This is a genomic window from Pseudomonas sp. KH_027 (genome assembly GCF_057838565.1).
In genome coordinates this window covers 736,712-757,302 of record NZ_CM174470.1, presented here as the reverse complement: position 1 = coordinate 757,302, position 20,591 = coordinate 736,712, and the positions used below count along the sequence as shown (strand labels likewise).

Below are 20,591 nucleotides of genomic sequence, written 5' to 3'. Positions count from 1 at the left end.
GACGGCCCGGTTCCGAGCCTATTGCCCAGTGGATTGGAGGCTTGCGATGAACAGCGTGACCGATACGTCCCGGCGTAGATTTCTGAAGAACAGCGCCATCCTCGGCGGCGGCCTGGTGATTGCCTTCGTGATCCCCGAAAGCAAACGTTTTGCCCTGGCCGACTCGACGCCGGACGGCGCAACGTTCGCGCCCAATGCCTTCCTGCGGGTGGGCAGCGATGACAGCGTCACCGTGCTATTGGCCCATTCCGAAATGGGCCAGGGCATCTGGACCGGCCTGGCGATGCTGATCGCCGAAGAGCTGGATGCCGACTGGTCGAAAATCAAAGTCGAGCACGCGCCCGCCGCGGCGGTGTATGGCAGCCCGGTATTCGGCGGGCTGCAGGGCACCGGTGGCTCGACCAGCATCTGGTCGGAGTTCGACCGCTACCGGCAAGCTGGCGCGGCCGCGCGGGCGATGCTGGTACAAGCGGCAGCCCAGCGTTTCGGTGTCGAACCCTCGGCCATCCGCACCGAGAACGGTGCCGCCATCGCCGGTGAACAGCGCGCCCGGTACGGCGAGCTGGCCGATGCAGCCGGCAAACTCAAGGCTCCGGAACCGGCCACGCTGAAACTCAAGGAACCGAAGGACTGGAACATCATCGGCAAACCGACCAAGCGCCTCGATACCCCGGAGAAGATCAGCGGACGCGCGCAATTCGGCATGGATGTGCAGTTTCCCGGGCTGCTGACGGCGGTGGTCGCCCGTTCGCCGGTGTTCGGCGGCCAGCTCAAGTCGCTCGATGCGAGCGCAGCCAAGGCGATTCCCGGCGTACGCCAGGTGGTTCAGGTGCCCTCCGGCGTGGCGGTGGTCGCCGATCACTATTGGGCCGCCAAGCTCGGCCGCGATGCGCTGAAGATCGTCTGGGATCCGGGCCCATACGCCGAACTGGACAGCGACCGGCTGCGCGAACGATTCCAGACCCTCGCCAGCTCGCCCGGCCAGACGGCAGCGCAGGCCGGCGACGCCAAGGGCGCCCTGGGCAAGGCCGCCAAAACCCTCGAAGCCGACTACGCCGTGCCCTACCTCGCCCATGCGCCGATGGAACCGCTCAACTGCACGGTGAAACTCGGCCCGGACAAATGCGAGATCTGGACCGGCACCCAGTTCCAGACCATCGACCAACAGATCAGCGCACAGATCACCGGGCTCAAACCCGAGCAAGTGGAAATCCACACGATGTTTCTCGGCGGCGGCTTTGGTCGGCGCGCCACCCCGACCTCGGACTTCGTTGCCGAAGCGGTTCAGGTGGCCAAAGCCGCCGGGGTGCCGGTGAAGACGGTCTGGGCCCGCGAGGACGATGTGCACGGCGGCTACTACCGTTCGGCCTTCCTCTACCACACCCGCATCGGCCTGGGGGCGGACGGTCTGCCCAGCGCCTGGCAGCAGGTCATAGTCGGGCAGTCGCTGGCCGCCGGCACTCCGTTTGAAGCCATGCTGGTACATGAAGGCATCGACCACACCTCGGTCGAAGGGGCGGCCGACTCGCCCTACCTGAAGGCGATTGCCGACCATCACGTCAGCCTGCATTCGCCCAAGACCGGCATCCCAGTGCTCTGGTGGCGCTCAGTCGGCCACAGCCATAGCGCCTTTGTCATGGAGTCCTTGATCGACGAGCTGGCCCATGCCGCAGGCAAGGACCCGGTCGAGTACCGACGCCTGTTGCTGAAAAACTACCCGCGGCACCTCGGCGCGCTGAACCTCGCCGCCGAGAAAGCCGGCTGGGGTACGCCGCTGCCCGAGGGGCGCGCGCGCGGCGTGGCGGTACACACCTCGTTCGGCAGCTTCGCCGCCCAAGTAGCCGAGGTCTCGGTCGAGAATGGCGCGATCCGCGTGCACCGGGTGGTTTGCGCGGTCGATTGTGGTGTCGCGGTCAACCCAGCCGGCATCGCCGCGCAGATGGAATCGGGAGTCGCCTTCGGCCTCAGCGCGGCCCTGTACAGCAAGCTCACGCTCAAGGGCGGCCGGGTCCAGCAATCGAACTTTCACGACTATCGCGTGTTGCGCCTGGATGAGATGCCCGTGGTGGAAACCCATATCGTGCCCAGCACCGACAAGATGGGCGGCATCGGCGAGACCTCGGTGCCGCCCATCGCACCGGCGGTGGCCAATGCCGTGTTCGCCTTGACCGGCCAACGGCTGCGCGAACTCCCCCTGCAACTGGCCAAGAGCTGAGGAGACGAGCATGCGTCCACCCCTAGCGTCGTTGCTGCTGCTGAGCCTCAGCACTGGCGGATCTGGCCTGCTGGCCGCGGAGCAAGGAGCCGCGCTCGCCGCCTTCGCCACCGTGCAGCAGGTCTTCCAGCACCCGCGCTGCCAGAACTGTCACATCCCGGGCGATTCGCCTCTGCAATTCGATGCCGGCACCCCCCACACAATGGGCGTGGTGCGCGGCGCGGATGGCAAGGGCGCCGCCGGCCTGCCCTGCGCGTCCTGCCATGCCGCAGCCAATCCACCGACCAGCTATGGGCCCCATGCGCCACCTGGTGCACCGCACTGGGCCTTGCCACCGGCAGCGCACAAGATGGCCTGGATCGACCTGCCGGCGAATGAACTCTGCGCCATCATCAAGGACAAGCAGCGCAACGGCGGGCGGGACTTTGCCGCGCTGCTCAAACATGTCAGCGAAGACCAACTGGTGCTCTGGGGCTGGAACCCGGGTGGCACGCGAGCCCCGGTACCGGTGGCGCATGCGCGGTTCGTCAGCCAGTTCAAACTCTGGGCGGATGCGGGCGGCCCATGCCCGGCGGCGGGTAGCTGAGCCCCCAGGGCATCGATGTGAGTCGACTGAAGAGATGGCCGGCGTCCTAGCCTCTTCGCGGCCCACCCGCCGAAAAGCGCGCCGACAGCTTTTGCTGCTCGAAGGCTTCGGTGACGAAATCGACAAAGGCCCGGGTCTTGGCCGGGAGCAATTTCTGGCTCGCGAAGTAGAGTGAGATCGGCCCGACATCGCTGTACCAGTCCGGCAGCAGCCGAACCAGCTTCCCGCTTTCCAGGTGCGTAACCACATGCGGCATCGCCAGCATGCCCACACCCATCCCCAGCAGGGCCGCACTGGCAATCGCATCGGGGTCGTTGAACACCATGCGCGGCTTGAGTTGCAGCAACTCCTGCACACCTGTGCCATTGCCCATCGTCCACTCGCGCACCCGCCCGCTTTTCGCCGAGCGCATCACCAGCCCATCCCAGCTCGCCAGATCGGCCGGGGTGTTCGGCAAGGACTTGCCACGCAAGTAGTCGGGCGCGGCCACGGCAACCACATGCACCCGCGCCAGTTCGCGCGCGACCATCCCCGCCTGCAACTCGAGACCAGCACCGATGCCGGCATCGAAACCCTCCGCGATCAACTCGACCTGACGATTCTCGAACTGCCAGTCCGGCACCACGGCCGGGTACCGGGCGCTGAAGGCCGGCATCAACGGCAGCAGGTAGTCGCGGGCAAACGCCAGAGAGGCACTGAGTTTGAGCACGCCGGCCGGTTGCCCGGCATTGCTGGTGAGATCGGCAATGGCGCCCTGGATGCTCTCCAGCCCGCCACTGACGCTGTGCAAAAAGCGCTCGCCAGCTTCGGTCAGGGTCAAGCGCCGGGTGCTGCGCTGAAACAGCCGCACGCCGAGGTTAGCTTCCAGTTGCGCGACATTGCGGCTGACCGCGGCGGGGGTCAGGGCGAGCCGCCGCGCAGCAGCGGAGAAGCTGCCGAACTCGGCGCTGCGCACAAAGGATTCGAGGTTGGCGAGGGTTTCCATAGACTTACCTTCAAGCATTACTTGAAAGTAATTCTAGCCATTACCTACTACTGCGTGTTGGTCGATAGGCGTTTCATAGCCTCACCCACTTCCAACCACTACCGAGGTACAGGTCATGAGCAATGCAACCAACCCACAACCCCTGCACGGCAAGATCGCTATCGTCACCGGCGGCTCGCGCAGCATCGGCGCCGCTATCGCCAAACGCCTGGCGGCCGACGGCGCCACTGTCGCCATCACCTACAATGCCTCACCGGAGAAGGCCGACGGCGTGGTGAGCAGCATCGTCGCAGCAGGCGGCCGCGCCCTCGCCATCCAGGCCGACGCCGGCAACCCCGTAGCCGTGCGCGCAGCGATCGGCCAGGTCGCCGAGGCTTTCGGCGCGATCGATATCCTGGTCAACAATGCCGGTATCAGCGTACTCGGCGCCCCCGAGGACATCGTCTTTGAAGACTTCCAGCGCATCCTCGCGGTCAACGTCACCGGCGTCTTCGTCGCCACCCAGGAAGCCTTGCGTCATATGGGCCAGGGCGGTCGCATCATCCAGATCGGCAGTTCGATGGTGCAGTACGCAGCCTTCGGCACGGCCTCGGCCTACACCCTGAGCAAGGGCGCGATCAGCGGTTTCAGCCGCGGCCTGGTGCGTGACCTGGGTCCACGCGGCATTACCGTCAACACCGTGCATCCGGGGCCGACCGACAGCGATATGAATCCGGCCGACGGCCCGGTCGCCGACTTCGTCAGGCCAAACATCGCAGTGGGTCGTTATGGCAGTGGTGCAGACATCGCCGCCGCCGTCGCCTACCTCGCCGGGCCGCAAGCCGCGTTCGTGACCGGCGCCGAACTGATGGTCGATGGCGGCTTCACCGCCTGAATCCCAGCCCACCTTGTTTGAGGAGAGTTGTCATGAGCATTGCAATCATCGGCGCAGGCGCCATTGGCGCGGCCATCGCTAAAGCCCTCGCCCGCGCGGGCATTGAAGCATCGATCGCCAACAGCCGCGGCCCGCAAAGCCTGACCGCGCTGGTCGGTGAACTGGGGCCACGGATCACCGCCGTCAGTGTCCAGGAGGCCGCCCAGGCCGACCTGGTGTTTCTCGCCGTCAACTGGTCGAAGATCCCGGTGGCGCTGAAGGCGCTGGGGCCCTGGAACGGGCGCATCCTGATCGACACCAACAACCCGATCGAAGCCCCGCAGTTCAAGGCCATCGACCTCGGTGGCCGTGCTTCCAGCCAAGTGATCGCCGATCTCGTGCCCGACGCACGGGTGGTGAAAGCCTTCAACCACCTGCAAGCCGCCTTGCTGGCCGACGACCCGCAGACCGAAGGCGGCCACCGCGTGCTGTTCTACTCCGGCGACGATCAATCGGCGAAGGTCGAGGTCGCACAACTGATCGAGCGACTCGGGTTCTTCGGCATCGACCTCGGCACGCTGAACGAAGGTGGGCGCCTGGCGCAGTTTCCCGGCGGCCCATTGCCCACCCTAAATCTGGTCAAGTTCGAGTGAAGCCACTCACATGGCGTCGTGGAAGATCACGCCGAGGGTATGCCGATACCCGGCGCGCACCCGACTGACGCCATGTCGCAGATTCACCCGGTAGCCGCCACGCGTGCCCTGCACAGGGCGCTGGTTTACAGCGAAGATCACTGCGTCACCCTGCTGGAGCGGCACGACTTCGGCTCGCGATTGCAGGCGCGGACGCTGCTCGGTCAGGACGAACTCACCACCGCTGAAGTCGCGGCCGGGCTGCGCAAGCAGAATCGCCACCTGCAGCGGGAAGACCAGCTCGCCATAGAGGTCCTGATGCAGGCAGTTATAGTCGTCGACACCGTATTGCAGGAGCAGCGGTGTTGGCCGCAGCTGGCCCACGGCGTGGCAGCGCGCAATGAATTGAGCATGTTGCTCAGGGAAGGAAACCTCAACACCCAGCGCCTGGTTCCAGCAGTTGGCGACAGGCGCCAGGTGTCGATAAAACGCACTGCGCAGCCCGGCAACCATCTCCGGCAGCGGATAGCTGAAATACTGGTATTCCCCACGACCGAAGCCATGCGAGGCCATCACTACCCTGCTGCGAAAACGACTCGCCTGCGGGTAAAGCCCCACCAGCTCAGCGCACTCGCTCGGGTTCAGCAGACGCTCGAGTTGCGCATAGCCGTGCAGATCCAGGTCATCGGAGATGCGCCGCCAGTCCAACGCCTCGACCCGCTCGCTCAGCGCTGCTGCCGGGCGACTGGCTGGCGCGTTCATGGCTGCACTTCCAGAGCGAGCAAGGCACGCTTACGTTCGACACCCCAACGGTAGCCAGACAAACCACCGTCGTGACGGACAACCCGATGGCAAGGGATAGCCACGGCCAGGGCATTGGCCGCGCAGGCCCCCGCAACGGCGCGTACGGCATTGGGCGAACCGATACGCCGGGCGATCTCGCTGTAGCTCGCCGTCCCCCCCGGCGGGATCTCGCGCAAGGCCTGCCAGACCCGCTGTTGGAATGCCGTGCCGCGCACATCCAAAGGTAGATCCAGGCCGATTGCCGGAGCCTCGACAAAGCCGACGACGCGGGCCACCACCTGTTCGAAGTCACTGTCGCCACCCAGCAGATAGGCCTTGGGGAAGCGATCCTGCAGGTCACGGGCGAGCAGATCAGGATCATCACCAAGCAAAATCGCGCAGACACCCCGCTCGCTCTGCGCCACCAGGATCGAACCCAGCGAGCACTCGCCGACGGCAAAGCGTATCTGGGTGTTGGCGCCGCCAGCTCGATAAGTCGAGGGCGTCATACCCAGCAACTGATTCGAGGCTTCATAGAAGCGCCCGTTGGAGTTGAAACCGGCATCGTAAATCGCTGCCGTTACCGACTCGCCGCGGTCGAGCTCATTGCGTACGCGGCGTGCCCGCTGGGCGTCGGCATAGCCTTTAGGCGTCAACCCGGTAATGGCCTTGAACACACGGTGAAAGTGATGGGTACTCATCCCCACCTGCTTGGCCAGCGTTTCCAGGCTGGGCGCCTGCTCGGCGCTATCGATCACCCGGCAGGCCTGCGTGACCAGCACCGCGTGCTGTTCCGCCAGCGATGGCTGATCCGGTTTGCAGCGCAGACAGGGGCGGAAACCGGCCTTTTCAGCCGCGGCACAGTCGGTATGGAATTGCACGTTCTCGGGATTTGGCAGGCGCGCGGCACAGGAAGGCCGGCAGTACACGCCAGTGCTTTTAACCGAGTAGACGAATTGCCCATCGGCGTCAGGACTACGAGCGAGCACGGCAGCCCAGCGCGGGTCATTGACCGTGGCGGCGGCGAACCGGGCTTTCTTTGCTGAAGTGTTCATATGGGTTCCGTTTGAGATCCACATTGCCCCTTCAATGTATCAATACCTTCGCCGCCTGGAACTCCGGGTCTTGCTTTCGAATCCAGCCGCGGCAGTTCCAGCCCGGCGGGCTGAACCCCGCATGCGCAACGCAAGGCTCAGAGCCCCGCGGCTCTTGCTCGAAGATCCTATCCAGTCGGCCACGGCAGCAGCCCCTGGGCTTTTTCCGGCGCAAAGACAAACCCCCCACCCGCTTGCGCGGATGGGGGGTTTGGAATTTAAGCTTGACGATGACCTACTCTCACATGGGGAGACCCCACACTACCATCGGCGATGCGTCGTTTCACTACTGAGTTCGGGATGGGATCAGGTGGTTCCAACGCTCTATGGTCGTCAAGCAATTCGGGTGGAGTGTCGCTTTCGCGCTACTCCAAATTGGGTCTGTGATAGATCGTATTTCGCGAGTTCGACGAACTTTCGGTATCGTCTTCACACTCATCAATTTGCCTAAGCAAATTGCTTGGGTGTTATATGGTCAAGCCTCACGGGCAATTAGTATGGGTTAGCTCAACGCCTCACAGCGCTTACACACCCCACCTATCAACGTCGTAGTCTTCGACGGCCCTTTAGGGAACTCAAGGTTCCAGTGAGATCTCATCTTGAGGCTAGTTTCCCGCTTAGATGCTTTCAGCGGTTATCTATTCCGAACATAGCTACCCGGCGATGCCACTGGCGTGACAACCGGAACACCAGAGGTTCGTCCACTCCGGTCCTCTCGTACTAGGAGCAGCCCCTCTCAAATCTCAAACGTCCACGGCAGATAGGGACCGAACTGTCTCACGACGTTCTAAACCCAGCTCGCGTACCACTTTAAATGGCGAACAGCCATACCCTTGGGACCGGCTTCAGCCCCAGGATGTGATGAGCCGACATCGAGGTGCCAAACACCGCCGTCGATATGAACTCTTGGGCGGTATCAGCCTGTTATCCCCGGAGTACCTTTTATCCGTTGAGCGATGGCCCTTCCATACAGAACCACCGGATCACTAAGACCTACTTTCGTACCTGCTCGACGTGTCTGTCTCGCAGTCAAGCGCGCTTTTGCCTTTATACTCTACGACCGATTTCCGACCGGTCTGAGCGCACCTTCGTACTCCTCCGTTACTCTTTAGGAGGAGACCGCCCCAGTCAAACTACCCACCATACACTGTCCTCGATCCGGATAACGGACCTGAGTTAGAACCTCAAAGTTGCCAGGGTGGTATTTCAAGGTTGGCTCCACGCAGACTGGCGTCCACGCTTCAAAGCCTCCCACCTATCCTACACAAGCAAATTCAAAGTCCAGTGCAAAGCTATAGTAAAGGTTCACGGGGTCTTTCCGTCTAGCCGCGGATACACTGCATCTTCACAGCGATTTCAATTTCACTGAGTCTCGGGTGGAGACAGCGCCGCCATCGTTACGCCATTCGTGCAGGTCGGAACTTACCCGACAAGGAATTTCGCTACCTTAGGACCGTTATAGTTACGGCCGCCGTTTACCGGGGCTTCGATCAAGAGCTTCGCGTTAGCTAACCCCATCAATTAACCTTCCGGCACCGGGCAGGCGTCACACCCTATACGTCCACTTTCGTGTTTGCAGAGTGCTGTGTTTTTAATAAACAGTCGCAGCGGCCTGGTATCTTCGACCGGCATGAGCTTACGGAGCAAGTCCTTCACCCTCACCGGCGCACCTTCTCCCGAAGTTACGGTGCCATTTTGCCTAGTTCCTTCACCCGAGTTCTCTCAAGCGCCTTGGTATTCTCTACCCAACCACCTGTGTCGGTTTGGGGTACGGTTCCTAGTTATCTGAAGCTTAGAGGCTTTTCTTGGAAGCATGGCATCAACCACTTCGCGCTCTAATGAGCACTCGTCATCAGTTCTCAGCCTTAACCGCCCGGATTTACCTAAGCAGTCAGCCTACAACCTTAAACTTGGACAACCAACGCCAAGCTGGCCTAGCCTTCTCCGTCCCCCCATCGCAATAACTAGAAGTACAGGAATATTAACCTGTTTTCCATCGACTACGCTTTTCAGCCTCGCCTTAGGGACCGACTAACCCTGCGTCGATTAACGTTGCGCAGGAAACCTTGGTCTTTCGGCGTGGGTGTTTTTCACACCCATTGTCGTTACTCATGTCAGCATTCGCACTTCTGATACCTCCAGCAAGCTTCTCAACTCACCTTCACAGGCTTACAGAACGCTCCTCTACCGCATCACCTAAGTGATACCCGTAGCTTCGGTGTCTAGTTTGAGCCCCGTTAAATCTTCCGCGCAGGCCGACTCGACTAGTGAGCTATTACGCTTTCTTTAAAGGGTGGCTGCTTCTAAGCCAACCTCCTAGCTGTCTAAGCCTTCCCACATCGTTTCCCACTTAACTAGAACTTTGGGACCTTAGCTGACGGTCTGGGTTGTTTCCCTTTTCACGACGGACGTTAGCACCCGCCGTGTGTCTCCCGTGCTCGCACTTGTTGGTATTCGGAGTTTGCATCGGTTTGGTAAGTCGGGATGACCCCCTAGCCGAAACAGTGCTCTACCCCCAACAGTGATACACGAGGCGCTACCTAAATAGCTTTCGAGGAGAACCAGCTATCTCCGAGCTTGATTAGCCTTTCACTCCGATCCACAGGTCATCCGCTAACTTTTCAACGGTAGTCGGTTCGGTCCTCCAGTTAGTGTTACCCAACCTTCAACCTGCCCATGGATAGATCGCCCGGTTTCGGGTCTATTCCCAGCGACTAAACGCCCTATTAAGACTCGCTTTCGCTACGCCTCCCCTATTCGGTTAAGCTCGCCACTGAAAATAAGTCGCTGACCCATTATACAAAAGGTACGCAGTCACCCAACAAAGTGGGCTCCCACTGCTTGTACGCATACGGTTTCAGGATCTATTTCACTCCCCTCTCCGGGGTTCTTTTCGCCTTTCCCTCACGGTACTAGTTCACTATCGGTCAGTCAGTAGTATTTAGCCTTGGAGGATGGTCCCCCCATATTCAGACAAAGTTTCTCGTGCTCCGTCCTACTCGATTTCATGACTAAGAGATTTTCGCGTACAGGGCTATCACCCACTATGGCCGCACTTTCCAGAGCGTTCCGCTAATCTCAAAGCCACTTAAGGGCTAGTCCCCGTTCGCTCGCCACTACTAAGGGAATCTCGGTTGATTTCTTTTCCTCCGGGTACTTAGATGTTTCAGTTCCCCGGGTTCGCTTCTTACGCCTATGTATTCAGCGCAAGATACCTAACTTATGTTAGGTGGGTTCCCCCATTCAGAAATTTCCGGATCAATGTCTGTTTGCCGACTCCCCGAAACTTATCGCAGGCTACCACGTCTTTCATCGCCTCTGACTGCCAAGGCATCCACCGTATGCGCTTCTTCACTTGACCATATAACCCCAAGCAATCTGGTTATACTATGAAGACGACATTCGCCGAAAATTCGCAATAAACTCGCAAATTTTACCTTAGCCTGATCACACCCCAGTGAAAAGGGTGACCAGTCTATTCTTTCTATCACATACCCAAATTTTTAAAGAACGATTAATACTTTCTAGTCAAAGACCAGAATTCAATATTCCAACCTCGCGGCGAATACTCAATTCTGAACTCTCTCAAGCAAGTCGTCGTGGTGGAGCCAAACGGGATCGAACCGTTGACCTCCTGCGTGCAAGGCAGGCGCTCTCCCAGCTGAGCTATGGCCCCTACTGAGGCTTTTCCACAACAATTGGTGGGTCTGGGCAGATTCGAACTGCCGACCTCACCCTTATCAGGGGTGCGCTCTAACCAACTGAGCTACAGACCCAATTGTTCGGGCTACTAGGCTGACAACTCTTACCTGATCCTCCCCTTCCAGCAGGGACGACCCAATCGTCTTTCGCAATGAATCAAGCAATTCGTGTGGGAGCTTATAAGGAAGCTGATGTCGTCGATTAAGGAGGTGATCCAGCCGCAGGTTCCCCTACGGCTACCTTGTTACGACTTCACCCCAGTCATGAATCACACCGTGGTAACCGTCCCCCTTGCGGTTAGACTAGCTACTTCTGGTGCAACCCACTCCCATGGTGTGACGGGCGGTGTGTACAAGGCCCGGGAACGTATTCACCGTGACATTCTGATTCACGATTACTAGCGATTCCGACTTCACGCAGTCGAGTTGCAGACTGCGATCCGGACTACGATCGGTTTTATGGGATTAGCTCCACCTCGCGGCTTGGCAACCCTTTGTACCGACCATTGTAGCACGTGTGTAGCCCTGGCCGTAAGGGCCATGATGACTTGACGTCATCCCCACCTTCCTCCGGTTTGTCACCGGCAGTCTCCTTAGAGTGCCCACCATAACGTGCTGGTAACTAAGGACAAGGGTTGCGCTCGTTACGGGACTTAACCCAACATCTCACGACACGAGCTGACGACAGCCATGCAGCACCTGTGTTCGAGTTCCCGAAGGCACTTCCGCATCTCTGCAGAATTCTCGACATGTCAAGGCCAGGTAAGGTTCTTCGCGTTGCTTCGAATTAAACCACATGCTCCACCGCTTGTGCGGGCCCCCGTCAATTCATTTGAGTTTTAACCTTGCGGCCGTACTCCCCAGGCGGTCGACTTAATGCGTTAGCTGCGCCACTAAGAGCTCAAGGCTCCCAACGGCTAGTCGACATCGTTTACGGCGTGGACTACCAGGGTATCTAATCCTGTTTGCTCCCCACGCTTTCGCACCTCAGTGTCAGTATCAGTCCAGGTGGTCGCCTTCGCCACTGGTGTTCCTTCCTATATCTACGCATTTCACCGCTACACAGGAAATTCCACCACCCTCTACCATACTCTAGCTGGCCAGTTTTGGATGCAGTTCCCAGGTTGAGCCCGGGGATTTCACATTCAACTTAACCAACCACCTACGCGCGCTTTACGCCCAGTAATTCCGATTAACGCTTGCACCCTCTGTATTACCGCGGCTGCTGGCACAGAGTTAGCCGGTGCTTATTCTGTCGGTAACGTCAAAACAGCAAGATATTAGCTTACTGCCCTTCCTCCCAACTTAAAGTGCTTTACAATCCGAAGACCTTCTTCACACACGCGGCATGGCTGGATCAGGCTTTCGCCCATTGTCCAATATTCCCCACTGCTGCCTCCCGTAGGAGTCTGGACCGTGTCTCAGTTCCAGTGTGACTGATCATCCTCTCAGACCAGTTACGGATCGTCGCCTTGGTAGGCCTTTACCCTACCAACTAGCTAATCCGACCTAGGCTCATCTAATAGCGTGAGGTCCGAAGATCCCCCACTTTCTCCCGTAGGACGTATGCGGTATTAGCGTCCGTTTCCGAACGTTATCCCCCACTACTAGGCAGATTCCTAGGCATTACTCACCCGTCCGCCGCTCGCCACCAGGTACAAGTACCCGTGCTGCCGCTCGACTTGCATGTGTTAGGCCTGCCGCCAGCGTTCAATCTGAGCCATGATCAAACTCTTCAGTTCAAACATCTTTGGGTTTTGAGAAAACCCTAAACTTGGCTCAGCAATCGCAAATTGCTTTATTTAAAAAGCTAAACTCTTTGAATTCACGAAGAGTTACTTGTGACGCTGATAATCAGTTGACTATCAGTCTTACCTCACAAGCACCCACACGAATTGCTTGATTCAGTTGTTAAAGAACAGTTGGTTAAGTCTTTCGTCTCAACCGAGGCGCGCATTCTACAGCAGCCTCTCAATCTGTCAAGCGGTTATTTCAACGAAGTTTCAAAATTTCTTGATCAACTTCAACCACTTGCGCTTACGATCAACCGGAGCTTCTCGTCAGCGGGAGGCGAATTCTACAGCGTTTCAAACCGCTGTCAACCACCTCGTTCAACCGCTTTCGATCCCTCCAGGAGACCCACCAACAAGGCTCAACCACCACCTTGTCAGCCCGGCGCATTCTACGCGGTTTTCACCGCTTTGCAACCCCTCTTTTAAAGCTAACTTCTTGTTATCTAAGAAGTTTTCCGAGAGGCTTGCGCCGTAAGAGGTGCGCATTATAGGCCCAACAAATTAACCGTCAAGCGCTTATTGAAACCTTTTTGTCATACCCGACGACTTGCGACCTGCAAGCCTGAAGCGGCCTTACCTGAGTAATCGCTACTATATAGAAGAAGCGATAAGACGCTTACCTCGCAGTGCCCTCGCGCCACAGTACTTAGGCCCTCCTCGCCAGCCCCCTTGACCTCACCTTGAGAGCAACCGCGTTTTCCAGCCTGAAAAAAGTCAGCCCCAATCCGCGGGGAGCGAATCGGGGCTGAGAGTGCTACGAGAAGTGGCGGCCCCAACAGGCCCGCCAGCTTTTCTATGACTGCATTTGCAATGCCTTAATAGGCTTCTTGCCCTCCGGCAACCGGGGCTTCTGCGCGCTCCCGCTCGACTGGCAGGAACTGCGGCAGCAATGAACCCAACAGCATGCCCAACAAGCTGAGCAGCAAACCGGCCAACTGGGGCGGCCAGAAATCGGTTTCCTGATAGGTCATCTCCAACGCCCCCCAGGAAAGCAGACCGAAAGCAATCGCCAGCAAGGCGCCCTGGGTCGTGGCGCGCTTCCAGAACAGCCCGGCGAACAACGGCACCACGGCAGCGACCAGCGTCACCTTGTAGGCATTACCGACCATCTCGTAGATGCTGGAGTCCGAATACAGGGCGAACAGGCTGGTGGCGGCGGTCATCGCCAATACGCTGCAACGCATGGCCAGCAGCGCCTGACGATCGGTCATCACCGGCAGGAAACGCTTGAGCACGTTCTCGGTGAAGGTCACCGACGGCGCCAGCAGGGTGCCGGAGGCGGTCGACATGATGGCCGAGAGCACGGCGCCGAAGAACATAATCTGGGCGAACAGCGGGGTGCGCTCGAGAATTAGGCGAGGCAGGATCATCTGCGAATCCTCGGCCAGCCAGTGCTTGACCATCTCCGGATCGATCATCTGGGCGGAGTAGGCGAGGAAGATCGGCAGCATGCAGAAGCACAGATAGAAACAGGCACCGGTCATTGAGGCGCGCGCGGCGATGTTCTCGGTCTTGGCCGACATCACACGGGCGTACACGTCCTGCTGCGGGATCGAGCCGAACATCATGGTCACCGCGGCGCCGAGGAAGGCGACGATGTCCTTGGCCGAGGTGCCGTGGAGGAAGGTGAACTTGCCCGCTGCCGACGCGTGGCTGATCACCGCCTCGGGGCCGCCGGCCATGCCGCCGACCAGCCAGGTCAGGTAGAACAGGCCGGCGACGATGATGATCATCTGCAGGAAGTCGGTCAGTGCCACCGACCACATGCCGCCGAACAGGGTATGCAGCAGGACGATGAAAGTACCCAGCATCATGCCCTCGGTGGTGGTCAGGGCGCCGTCGGACAGCACGCTGAACACCAGGCCAAGAGCAGTGAGTTGCGCGGCGACCCAGCCGAGGTAGGAGGCGATGATCACCAGGCTGGTGATCAACTCGACATTCGGCCCGAAGCGCTTGCGGAAGAAGTCGCCGATGGTCAGCAGGTTCATCCGGTACAGCGGCCTGGCGAACACCAGGCCCACCAGCATCAGACAACCGAAGGAGCCGAAGGGGTCCTCGATGATCCCGGCGAAACCCTCTTCGAGGAACGTCGCGGGGATGCCCAGCACGGCTTCGGAGCCGAACCAGGTGGCGAACACCATGGCCACGACCAGCGGAAAGCTCATGCTACGACCGCCGGAGGCGAAGTCAGTGGAGTTTTTCACTCGCGTGGCGGCATAGAAACCGACAGCGACAGTGACCAGCAGGTAGGCCGCAACAAACCAGATAAGCATTCGTTCTTGTTCCGATGGCTCGCCCGCCGGGGTCTGGACCTGCGCAGGGGACGCTTGAGCAGGCAGTGCCGCGACGGGCAAAAAGTTTTTGTTTTTAACTTGGCGGAGCAGGCAAAGCACACCACTGAATGGGCTGTTACAGCCCCTGCAGCGACCTATCTGCCTGGCACCACGGCCGCGCAGTCTGCCAACCTCGTAAAATATGTCAAACGATTACAGCCGGAAGGCTGCCTAAAAGCCGTTTATTCGCTTCATCGGATCAAGCGAAAATATATTCATGTATTTGTATTTAAAAGATTTTTTATAAAAATACAAATATTGTCAGTTTCTTATTTTTTACACGGCAGAATAGACCTGACACAGCACCATGCGCCTTCAGGTGCGCCTGAAAGCAAGCCGCGAAGCCGCATGCGTCGCCCGTTGTGGCCAGCACTGATTGAAGGGAGCGCGCCATGCGCACCACCGCTATCGACCCAAGGCTTACCGCCACCCGCCTGCAAGCCTTGCATGAGCGAGGCTTTGCACTGCTTTCCGGCGTGCTGGAAGCGCGGCAAATCGCCGAACTGCGTCAGGCCATCGACCGGCTCAGGCCGGAACACTGGGATTACAGCGGCCTGGTCGATCACTTCAAGTGCGTGTTCAATCGCGATCCGCTCTGGCTACCCTACCTCGACCCGCCGGGCGTAATCGAATTGGCCGAGGGCGCCTTGGGTGCGGACTGCCATGTGATCGGCCAGACGGCCTGGCGCTGTCACCCTGGCTTTATCGGCGCCGAGTTGCATCTGGATTATCTGGTGATGGAGTTGCCGCCAGCACTACTGGCCGATCCGGCCTTCCTCCTGCCCATGCAGATTTGCACGGCGCATCTCTATCTCGACGACATCGACGCCGACCTCTGCCCGACCCTGGTCATACCCGGCAGCCACCGCGCCGGGCGCAAGCCTCTGGCGGGAGAAAGCCAATGGCTGGGGCGGGCGGCGGAGCCGGTGCTGTGCCGCGCCGGCGATGTGCTGTTGTTTCGCAGCGAGCTGTGGCATGCCGGCAGCCGCAATCGCACGACGGACCAGACGCGCTACCTGCTACAGGTGCACTATGGTCGGCGCATGGTCGCGCAGAAGTTTTCACCCTATCTGGCGTGGCGCTTCAATCCCGACGTGATTGCGGCCTGCACGCCAAGGCAACGCAGACTGTTGGGGGAACATGAGGAGGCGGAATATGACTAGCCAATCTATCTGCCGAGCCCTCGACCTCCACACGGGCCGAGAAAAATCCTGCCGGGCCAGCCACTATCCCAGCCCCCGAACCGGAAGTCATGCCATGCAGCGCAGCCCCAACCAGCCCTATCTCAACCTGATGCGTCTTGTCGCGTGCAGCTTACTGGCACTGAACCTGGCAGCCAGCAGCACCTTGGGTCAGCGAGACCCGCTGCGCATCGACCTGGTGGGGCTGGAGCCGCTGCCGAGCCAAGACCTGGAAGTGCGCTTTGCACTGAAACTGCGCGTGCAGAATCCGAATGATGAGGCCATCGGCTACAACGGCGTGGCGCTGGAACTTGAGGTCAATGACCTGCCGCTAGCCAGTGGGGTGAGCGATCAGAGCGGACAAGTGCCACGCTTTGGCGAAGCACTGCTCAGCGTGCCAGTGACGATTTCCGCCCTCTCGGCCATGCGCCAAGCCTGGAGCCTGACAGAGAAGGCGCCTCGTCCGAGCTTGCCTTATGTGCTGCGCGGCAAACTGGCCGGTGGTTTCTGGGGAACAATGCGCTTTACCGATGCAGGCATGCTGAACCTGCCAGTGCCAGCGGCCACCCCATAAGGCAGCGCTGGAGGTGGCGGGTGAAGTGACGCTTCTACTCAACGAGCCCGGCTCCAGCCCGCTCGGTGGAAAACCGCTTTGCGGATTTTTCACCCTGCGCCGAGGTTTGATCTTGGTAGGATGGATAACGCTCTTCCTATCCACCCTCGGCTGCCATCCCCAGTGCGGCATGGCGCCTTATGCGAGCGAAGCCAGGTAGTTAGCCAGCTTGTCGTAGACATCCGCCACGCCGGCTTGCATCTGGGAATTCGCGGCGCAAATTTCCTTTGTTGAGTGCAGGACGGTGCATGTCAGCGTGGTTTTTCCGCCCTGTTCGAGGTATTCGGTAGTCACGATCAGCTCGGGCCAGTCGAGCATGTCGTACGATTCGGCGTGGACGATCCGCTCGTACGGGACTATCTCGCGGTAGTCGCCGCGCATCCCAAACTCGCCGCCATCGGCACTGCGAAATCGGTAACGAAAGGTCCCGCCCACTTTGAAATCGACCTCGCAGACCGCCAGCGACCAATCTTGCGGGCCGAACCAGCGTTTCAGCGACTCGGGCTTGGTCATTGCGTCGAAGACCGCGCGGCGCGGCGCGTCAAAGACGCGTGTAATCGTAATTTCGCGGTCGGCTGGCTTGGTCACTTGCAATGTTTCGGTGCTCTTGTTCATTGCCACAGCCTCCTTTGGGTCTTGGGTTTGCATGGGTGCGTTGAGTGGGGCCTGCGGTGGCATGCCCCCGTTTCAGCAGATAGCCGAACGAGAGAGTCTAGATTCGACGCGGCGACTCCGGTTTTCGTTCGTTGCTCATTCCCACGCACGGGCTGATGGACGCTCCAGCCGGCCAAAGCCTCAACGCCATCAAAACCCTATACAATTTACGGCCTTTAGCATTCCTGATCGCGAGGATCCGTCGTGAGCACTCTGCCGCCCTGCCCCAAATGCAACTCCGAATACACCTATGAAGACGGCCAGCAACTGGTCTGCCCGGAATGCAGCCATGAGTGGTCTGCAACTGGCGCGGCTGAAGCCTCGACCGATGGCGATAAGGTGATCAAGGATGCGGTTGGCAATCTCTTGCAAGATGGCGACACGATCAGCGTGATCAAGGACTTGAAGGTCAAAGGCACGTCGCTGGTGGTGAAGGTCGGCACCAAGGTCAAAAACATCCGCCTGTGCGATGGCGACCACGACATCGACTGCAAGATCGACGGCATTGGTCCGATGAAGCTGAAGTCGGAGTTTGTGAAGAAGGTTTAAGCCTGATCGATCCCATGCCCGGCGTGGGACGCGAAAATGCAAAAAAAGGCCAGTCACTCGACTGGCTTTTTTTCAAAAAAACAGCTCAACGCAGCGCCCCCACTCAGGCCACCACCGCCTTCCTCCGCTTCCCAGCCTTCTTCGCCTGATACTCCTTCGCCGCATCATGAAACGCCTGCAACAGCGTGTTGTAGTCCGGCTTTTCCCAGTAGCGATATTCCGGGTGCCACTGCACGCCGACAGCAAAAGCCTTGGCGCCAATCACGCTGACCGCTTCGATCTGCCCATCTTCACAAACGGCCTCGACCTGCAGGCCCTCGCCGAGGCGGTCGATACCCTGGCCGTGTAGCGAGTTGACCTCCACTTCGCGCTCGCCCAGCAGGCTGTGCAGCACGCCGCCTTCGGTCAGGTTGACCTTGTGGATCGGGCCGTAGGCCACGTTATCCGGCACGTCCTTGACCTCGCGGTGGTCCAGGCGACCCGGCGCTTCGTGCACCTGGCGATGCAGGGTGCCGCCGAACAGCACGTTCATTTCCTGCACGCCACGGCAGATGCCGAGGAACGGGATGCCACGCTCCAGGCAAGCGCGCATCAGGCGCAGCACGGTGGCGTCGCGCGGTTTGTCGGCCAGGCCCAGGCCGGGATGGTCGTCGCCGTAGAAGCTCGGGTGGACGTTGGACAGCGAGCCGCCGAACATGATGCCGGAGACGCTATCGAGCACGGTGTCCATGTCCAGGTCGTCGGCAAAGGCCGGGATCATCAGCGGGAAGGCACCAAAACCGGTGACCGAGCTGATGTACTTCTCGCCCACTAGGTGAAACCAGCCAATGTCACGATCAGTCAGCTGCCAGCGGCACAGTGGGAGGCCAATCAGGGGTTTGCTCATGGCAAGGGTTTCCTCTTGTTCTGCGAAGATTGCTCTGGGCTGCCCTTGGGTCAACGGCCTCCACGGTCACCGATTGGTGGCCGCAAGCCCGCTCGCCCAAGGGGTGCCGTTTCCCGGCGACGGTTGGCGCCACCAGGGTCACTGCACCAATGCCGCGCCCGCGCGGCAGGTTTTTTGCGAAAAAAAGGCCGGTCTTGCGACCAGCCTTTGGGTGTTACTTAGCTGTTGCTTGGGAAAGCGAACTGCGCGGCTTCGTGGCTGGCGCGTTGCGGCCAGCGCTGGGTGATGGCTTTGCGGCGGGTGTAGAAGCGCACACCGTCCGGACCGTAGGCGTGGAGGTCGCCGAACAGCGAGCGTTTCCAGCCGCCGAAGCTGTGGTAAGCGACCGGCACAGGCAGTGGGACGTTGACGCCGACCATGCCGACTTCGATTTCGTCGCAGAACAGGCGCGCGGATTCGCCATCACGGGTGAAGATGCAAGTGCCGTTGCCGTATTCGTGGTCGTTGATCAGCTGCATGGCCTCTTCCAGGCTGCCGACGCGCACGATGCACAACACCGGGCCGAAGATTTCTTCTTTGTAGATGCGCATCTCCGGGGTCACGCGGTCGAACAGGCAGCCGCCGAGGAAGAAGCCGCCTTCATTACCGGCAACCTGCAGGCCACGACCGTCGACCACCAGTTGCGCGCCGGCGTTTTCGCCATCGGCAACGTAGCTGCTGACTTTGTCCAGGTGCTGGCTGGTGACCAGTGGGCCCATGTCCAGGCCGCAGGAGGTGCCGGCACCGATTTTCAGGGCCTTGATTTGCGGCACCAGCTTGGCGACCAGCGCATCGGCGACCTGATCACCCACGCACACGGCTACCGAGATGGCCATGCAGCGCTCGCCGCAGGAGCCGTAGGCGGCGCCCATCAGAGCGCTGACGGCGTTGTCCAGGTCGGCGTCAGGCATCAGTACCGCGTGGTTTTTCGCGCCGCCCAGGGCCTGCACGCGCTTACCGCGCTTGGTGCCTTCGGCGTAGATGTATTCGGCAATCGGTGTGGAGCCGACGAAGCTCAGGGCTTTGACTTCCGGCGCTTCGATCAGCGCATCGACCGCTTCCTTGTCGCCGTGCACCACGTTGAGCACGCCTTTCGGCAGGCCGGCCTGGTTCAGCAGGTCGGCGATCAGCAGGGTAGAGCTGGGGTCGCGCTCGGATGGTTTGAGGATGAAGCAGTTGCCGCAGACAATGGCCAGCGGGTACATCCACAACGGCACCATGGCCGGGAAGTTGAACGGGGTGATGCCGGCGACCACGCCGAGCGGCTGGAAGTCGCTCCAGGCGTCGATGTTCGGGCCGACGTTGCGGCTGTATTCGCCCTTGAGGATTTCCGGCGCGGCGCAGGCGAATTCGACGTTCTCGATCCCGCGCTTGAGTTCGCCGGCGGCGTCTTCGAGGGTTTTGCCGTGCTCTTCGCTGATCAGCTGGGCGATGCGTGCCTCGTTGGCTTCGAGCAGTTGCTTGAAGCGGAACATGACCTGGGCACGCTTGGCCGGCGGGGTGTTGCGCCAGGCCGGGAACGCGGCCTTGGCGGCGTCGATGGCTTGCTGCACGGTGGCGCGGCTGGCCAGCGGGACTTTATGGATGGCGGCGCCGGTGGACGGGTTGAATACGTCGGCAGTGCGGCCAGTGTCGGTCACGAACTCGCCGTTGATCAGGTGCTGGATGGTGCTCATGGTACGGTTCTCTTGTTG

14 protein-coding genes, 2 tRNA genes and 3 rRNA genes are annotated in these 20,591 nt (G+C 60.0%); 7 read left to right on the top strand and 12 right to left on the bottom strand.

The window, feature by feature from the left end; translation table 11 throughout:
• Nucleotides 1–46: 46 nt before the first annotated feature.
• Together AC3IYG_RS03505 and AC3IYG_RS03500 are read left to right on the top strand one after the other, a co-directional pair.
• Nucleotides 47–2,215, top strand: a complete 2,169-nt coding sequence (locus AC3IYG_RS03505; protein WP_489312335.1) for a xanthine dehydrogenase family protein molybdopterin-binding subunit — start codon at nt 47–49, stop codon at nt 2,213–2,215.
• Between the two features lie 10 nt (nt 2,216–2,225).
• Nucleotides 2,226–2,801 carry a hypothetical protein gene (locus tag AC3IYG_RS03500; RefSeq protein WP_489312334.1) on the top strand — a complete coding sequence of 192 codons (576 nt, stop codon included), beginning with the start codon at nt 2,226–2,228 and terminating at the stop codon, nt 2,799–2,801.
• Between the two features lie 46 nt (nt 2,802–2,847).
• On the opposite strand, the gene AC3IYG_RS03495 is transcribed toward AC3IYG_RS03500, so the two are convergent.
• Nucleotides 2,848–3,786 (bottom strand): LysR family transcriptional regulator, encoded by a 939-nt coding sequence (locus AC3IYG_RS03495; RefSeq protein ID WP_489312333.1) that lies wholly within the window; start codon nt 3,784–3,786, stop codon nt 2,848–2,850.
• Between the two features lie 115 nt (nt 3,787–3,901).
• On the opposite strand from AC3IYG_RS03495, the gene AC3IYG_RS03490 reads away from it, so the two are divergent.
• Nucleotides 3,902–4,660: a 3-oxoacyl-ACP reductase family protein gene (locus AC3IYG_RS03490; protein ID WP_489312332.1), complete on the top strand. Its 759-nt coding sequence runs from the start codon at nt 3,902–3,904 to the stop codon at nt 4,658–4,660.
• 17 nt (nt 4,661–4,677) lie between these two features.
• Nucleotides 4,678–5,292 (top strand): NADPH-dependent F420 reductase, encoded by a 615-nt coding sequence (locus AC3IYG_RS03485; RefSeq protein WP_489332156.1) that lies wholly within the window; start codon nt 4,678–4,680, stop codon nt 5,290–5,292.
• A gap of 6 nt (nt 5,293–5,298) precedes the next feature.
• Here the strand turns inward: AC3IYG_RS03485 and AC3IYG_RS03480 are convergent, their stop codons facing one another.
• The 8 genes from AC3IYG_RS03480 to AC3IYG_RS03445 all read right to left on the bottom strand — a co-directional run bounded on the left by AC3IYG_RS03480 (nt 5,299) and on the right by AC3IYG_RS03445 (nt 14,915).
• On the bottom strand, nt 5,299–6,033 hold the full coding sequence (locus AC3IYG_RS03480) for a 2OG-Fe(II) oxygenase (protein WP_489312330.1): 735 nt from the start codon (nt 6,031–6,033) through the stop codon (nt 5,299–5,301).
• The gene (gene ada, locus AC3IYG_RS03475; protein ID WP_489312329.1) at nt 6,030–7,109 is read right to left on the bottom strand and encodes a bifunctional DNA-binding transcriptional regulator/O6-methylguanine-DNA methyltransferase Ada; all 1,080 of its coding nucleotides are present in this window, start codon (nt 7,107–7,109) and stop codon (nt 6,030–6,032) included. Before ada ends, AC3IYG_RS03480 begins: the two co-directional genes overlap by 4 nt.
• A 261-nt stretch (nt 7,110–7,370) precedes the next feature.
• Nucleotides 7,371–7,486: ribosomal RNA gene (gene rrf, locus AC3IYG_RS03470) — 5S ribosomal RNA — on the bottom strand.
• Nucleotides 7,487–7,619: 133 nt separating this feature from the next.
• Nucleotides 7,620–10,509 (bottom strand): 23S ribosomal RNA (locus tag AC3IYG_RS03465).
• A gap of 239 nt (nt 10,510–10,748) precedes the next feature.
• Nucleotides 10,749–10,824: transfer RNA gene (locus AC3IYG_RS03460), tRNA-Ala, on the bottom strand.
• A 23-nt stretch (nt 10,825–10,847) separates the two neighbouring features.
• A tRNA-Ile gene (locus tag AC3IYG_RS03455) sits at nt 10,848–10,924 on the bottom strand.
• Nucleotides 10,925–11,052: 128 nt separating this feature from the next.
• Nucleotides 11,053–12,591 (bottom strand): 16S ribosomal RNA (locus tag AC3IYG_RS03450).
• The 16S, 23S and 5S rRNA genes sit together here with 2 tRNA genes alongside, the layout of an rRNA operon.
• Nucleotides 12,592–13,457: 866 nt before the next feature.
• Complete coding sequence (locus tag AC3IYG_RS03445) at nt 13,458–14,915, bottom strand: high affinity choline transporter 1 (protein WP_489312328.1); 1,458 nt, start codon at nt 14,913–14,915, stop codon at nt 13,458–13,460.
• A gap of 452 nt (nt 14,916–15,367) precedes the next feature.
• Here AC3IYG_RS03445 and AC3IYG_RS03440 point away from each other — a divergent pair, with 452 nt between their 5' ends.
• Together AC3IYG_RS03440 and AC3IYG_RS03435 are read left to right on the top strand one after the other, a co-directional pair.
• The gene (locus AC3IYG_RS03440) at nt 15,368–16,138 is read left to right on the top strand and encodes a phytanoyl-CoA dioxygenase family protein (protein ID WP_489312327.1); all 771 of its coding nucleotides are present in this window, start codon (nt 15,368–15,370) and stop codon (nt 16,136–16,138) included.
• Between the two features lie 94 nt (nt 16,139–16,232).
• Nucleotides 16,233–16,730, top strand: a complete 498-nt coding sequence (locus AC3IYG_RS03435) for an LEA/WHy family protein (protein WP_489312326.1) — start codon at nt 16,233–16,235, stop codon at nt 16,728–16,730.
• A gap of 177 nt (nt 16,731–16,907) precedes the next feature.
• Here the strand turns inward: AC3IYG_RS03435 and AC3IYG_RS03430 are convergent, their stop codons facing one another.
• The gene (locus tag AC3IYG_RS03430; protein WP_489312325.1) at nt 16,908–17,384 is read right to left on the bottom strand and encodes an SRPBCC family protein; all 477 of its coding nucleotides are present in this window, start codon (nt 17,382–17,384) and stop codon (nt 16,908–16,910) included.
• A gap of 243 nt (nt 17,385–17,627) precedes the next feature.
• On the opposite strand from AC3IYG_RS03430, the gene AC3IYG_RS03425 reads away from it, so the two are divergent.
• Entirely contained in the window at nt 17,628–17,972 is a 345-nt protein-coding gene (locus AC3IYG_RS03425; protein ID WP_489312324.1) for a zinc ribbon domain-containing protein YjdM, read from the top strand.
• Between the two features lie 103 nt (nt 17,973–18,075).
• Here the strand turns inward: AC3IYG_RS03425 and AC3IYG_RS03420 are convergent, their stop codons facing one another.
• Nucleotides 18,076–18,858 (bottom strand): gamma-glutamyl-gamma-aminobutyrate hydrolase family protein, encoded by a 783-nt coding sequence (locus AC3IYG_RS03420; RefSeq protein WP_489312323.1) that lies wholly within the window; start codon nt 18,856–18,858, stop codon nt 18,076–18,078.
• 218 nt (nt 18,859–19,076) lie between these two features.
• A complete protein-coding gene (locus AC3IYG_RS03415; protein ID WP_489312322.1) occupies nt 19,077–20,573 on the bottom strand; it encodes a CoA-acylating methylmalonate-semialdehyde dehydrogenase in 1,497 nt (498 codons plus the stop codon).
• Between the last annotated feature and the right edge of the window lie 18 nt (nt 20,574–20,591).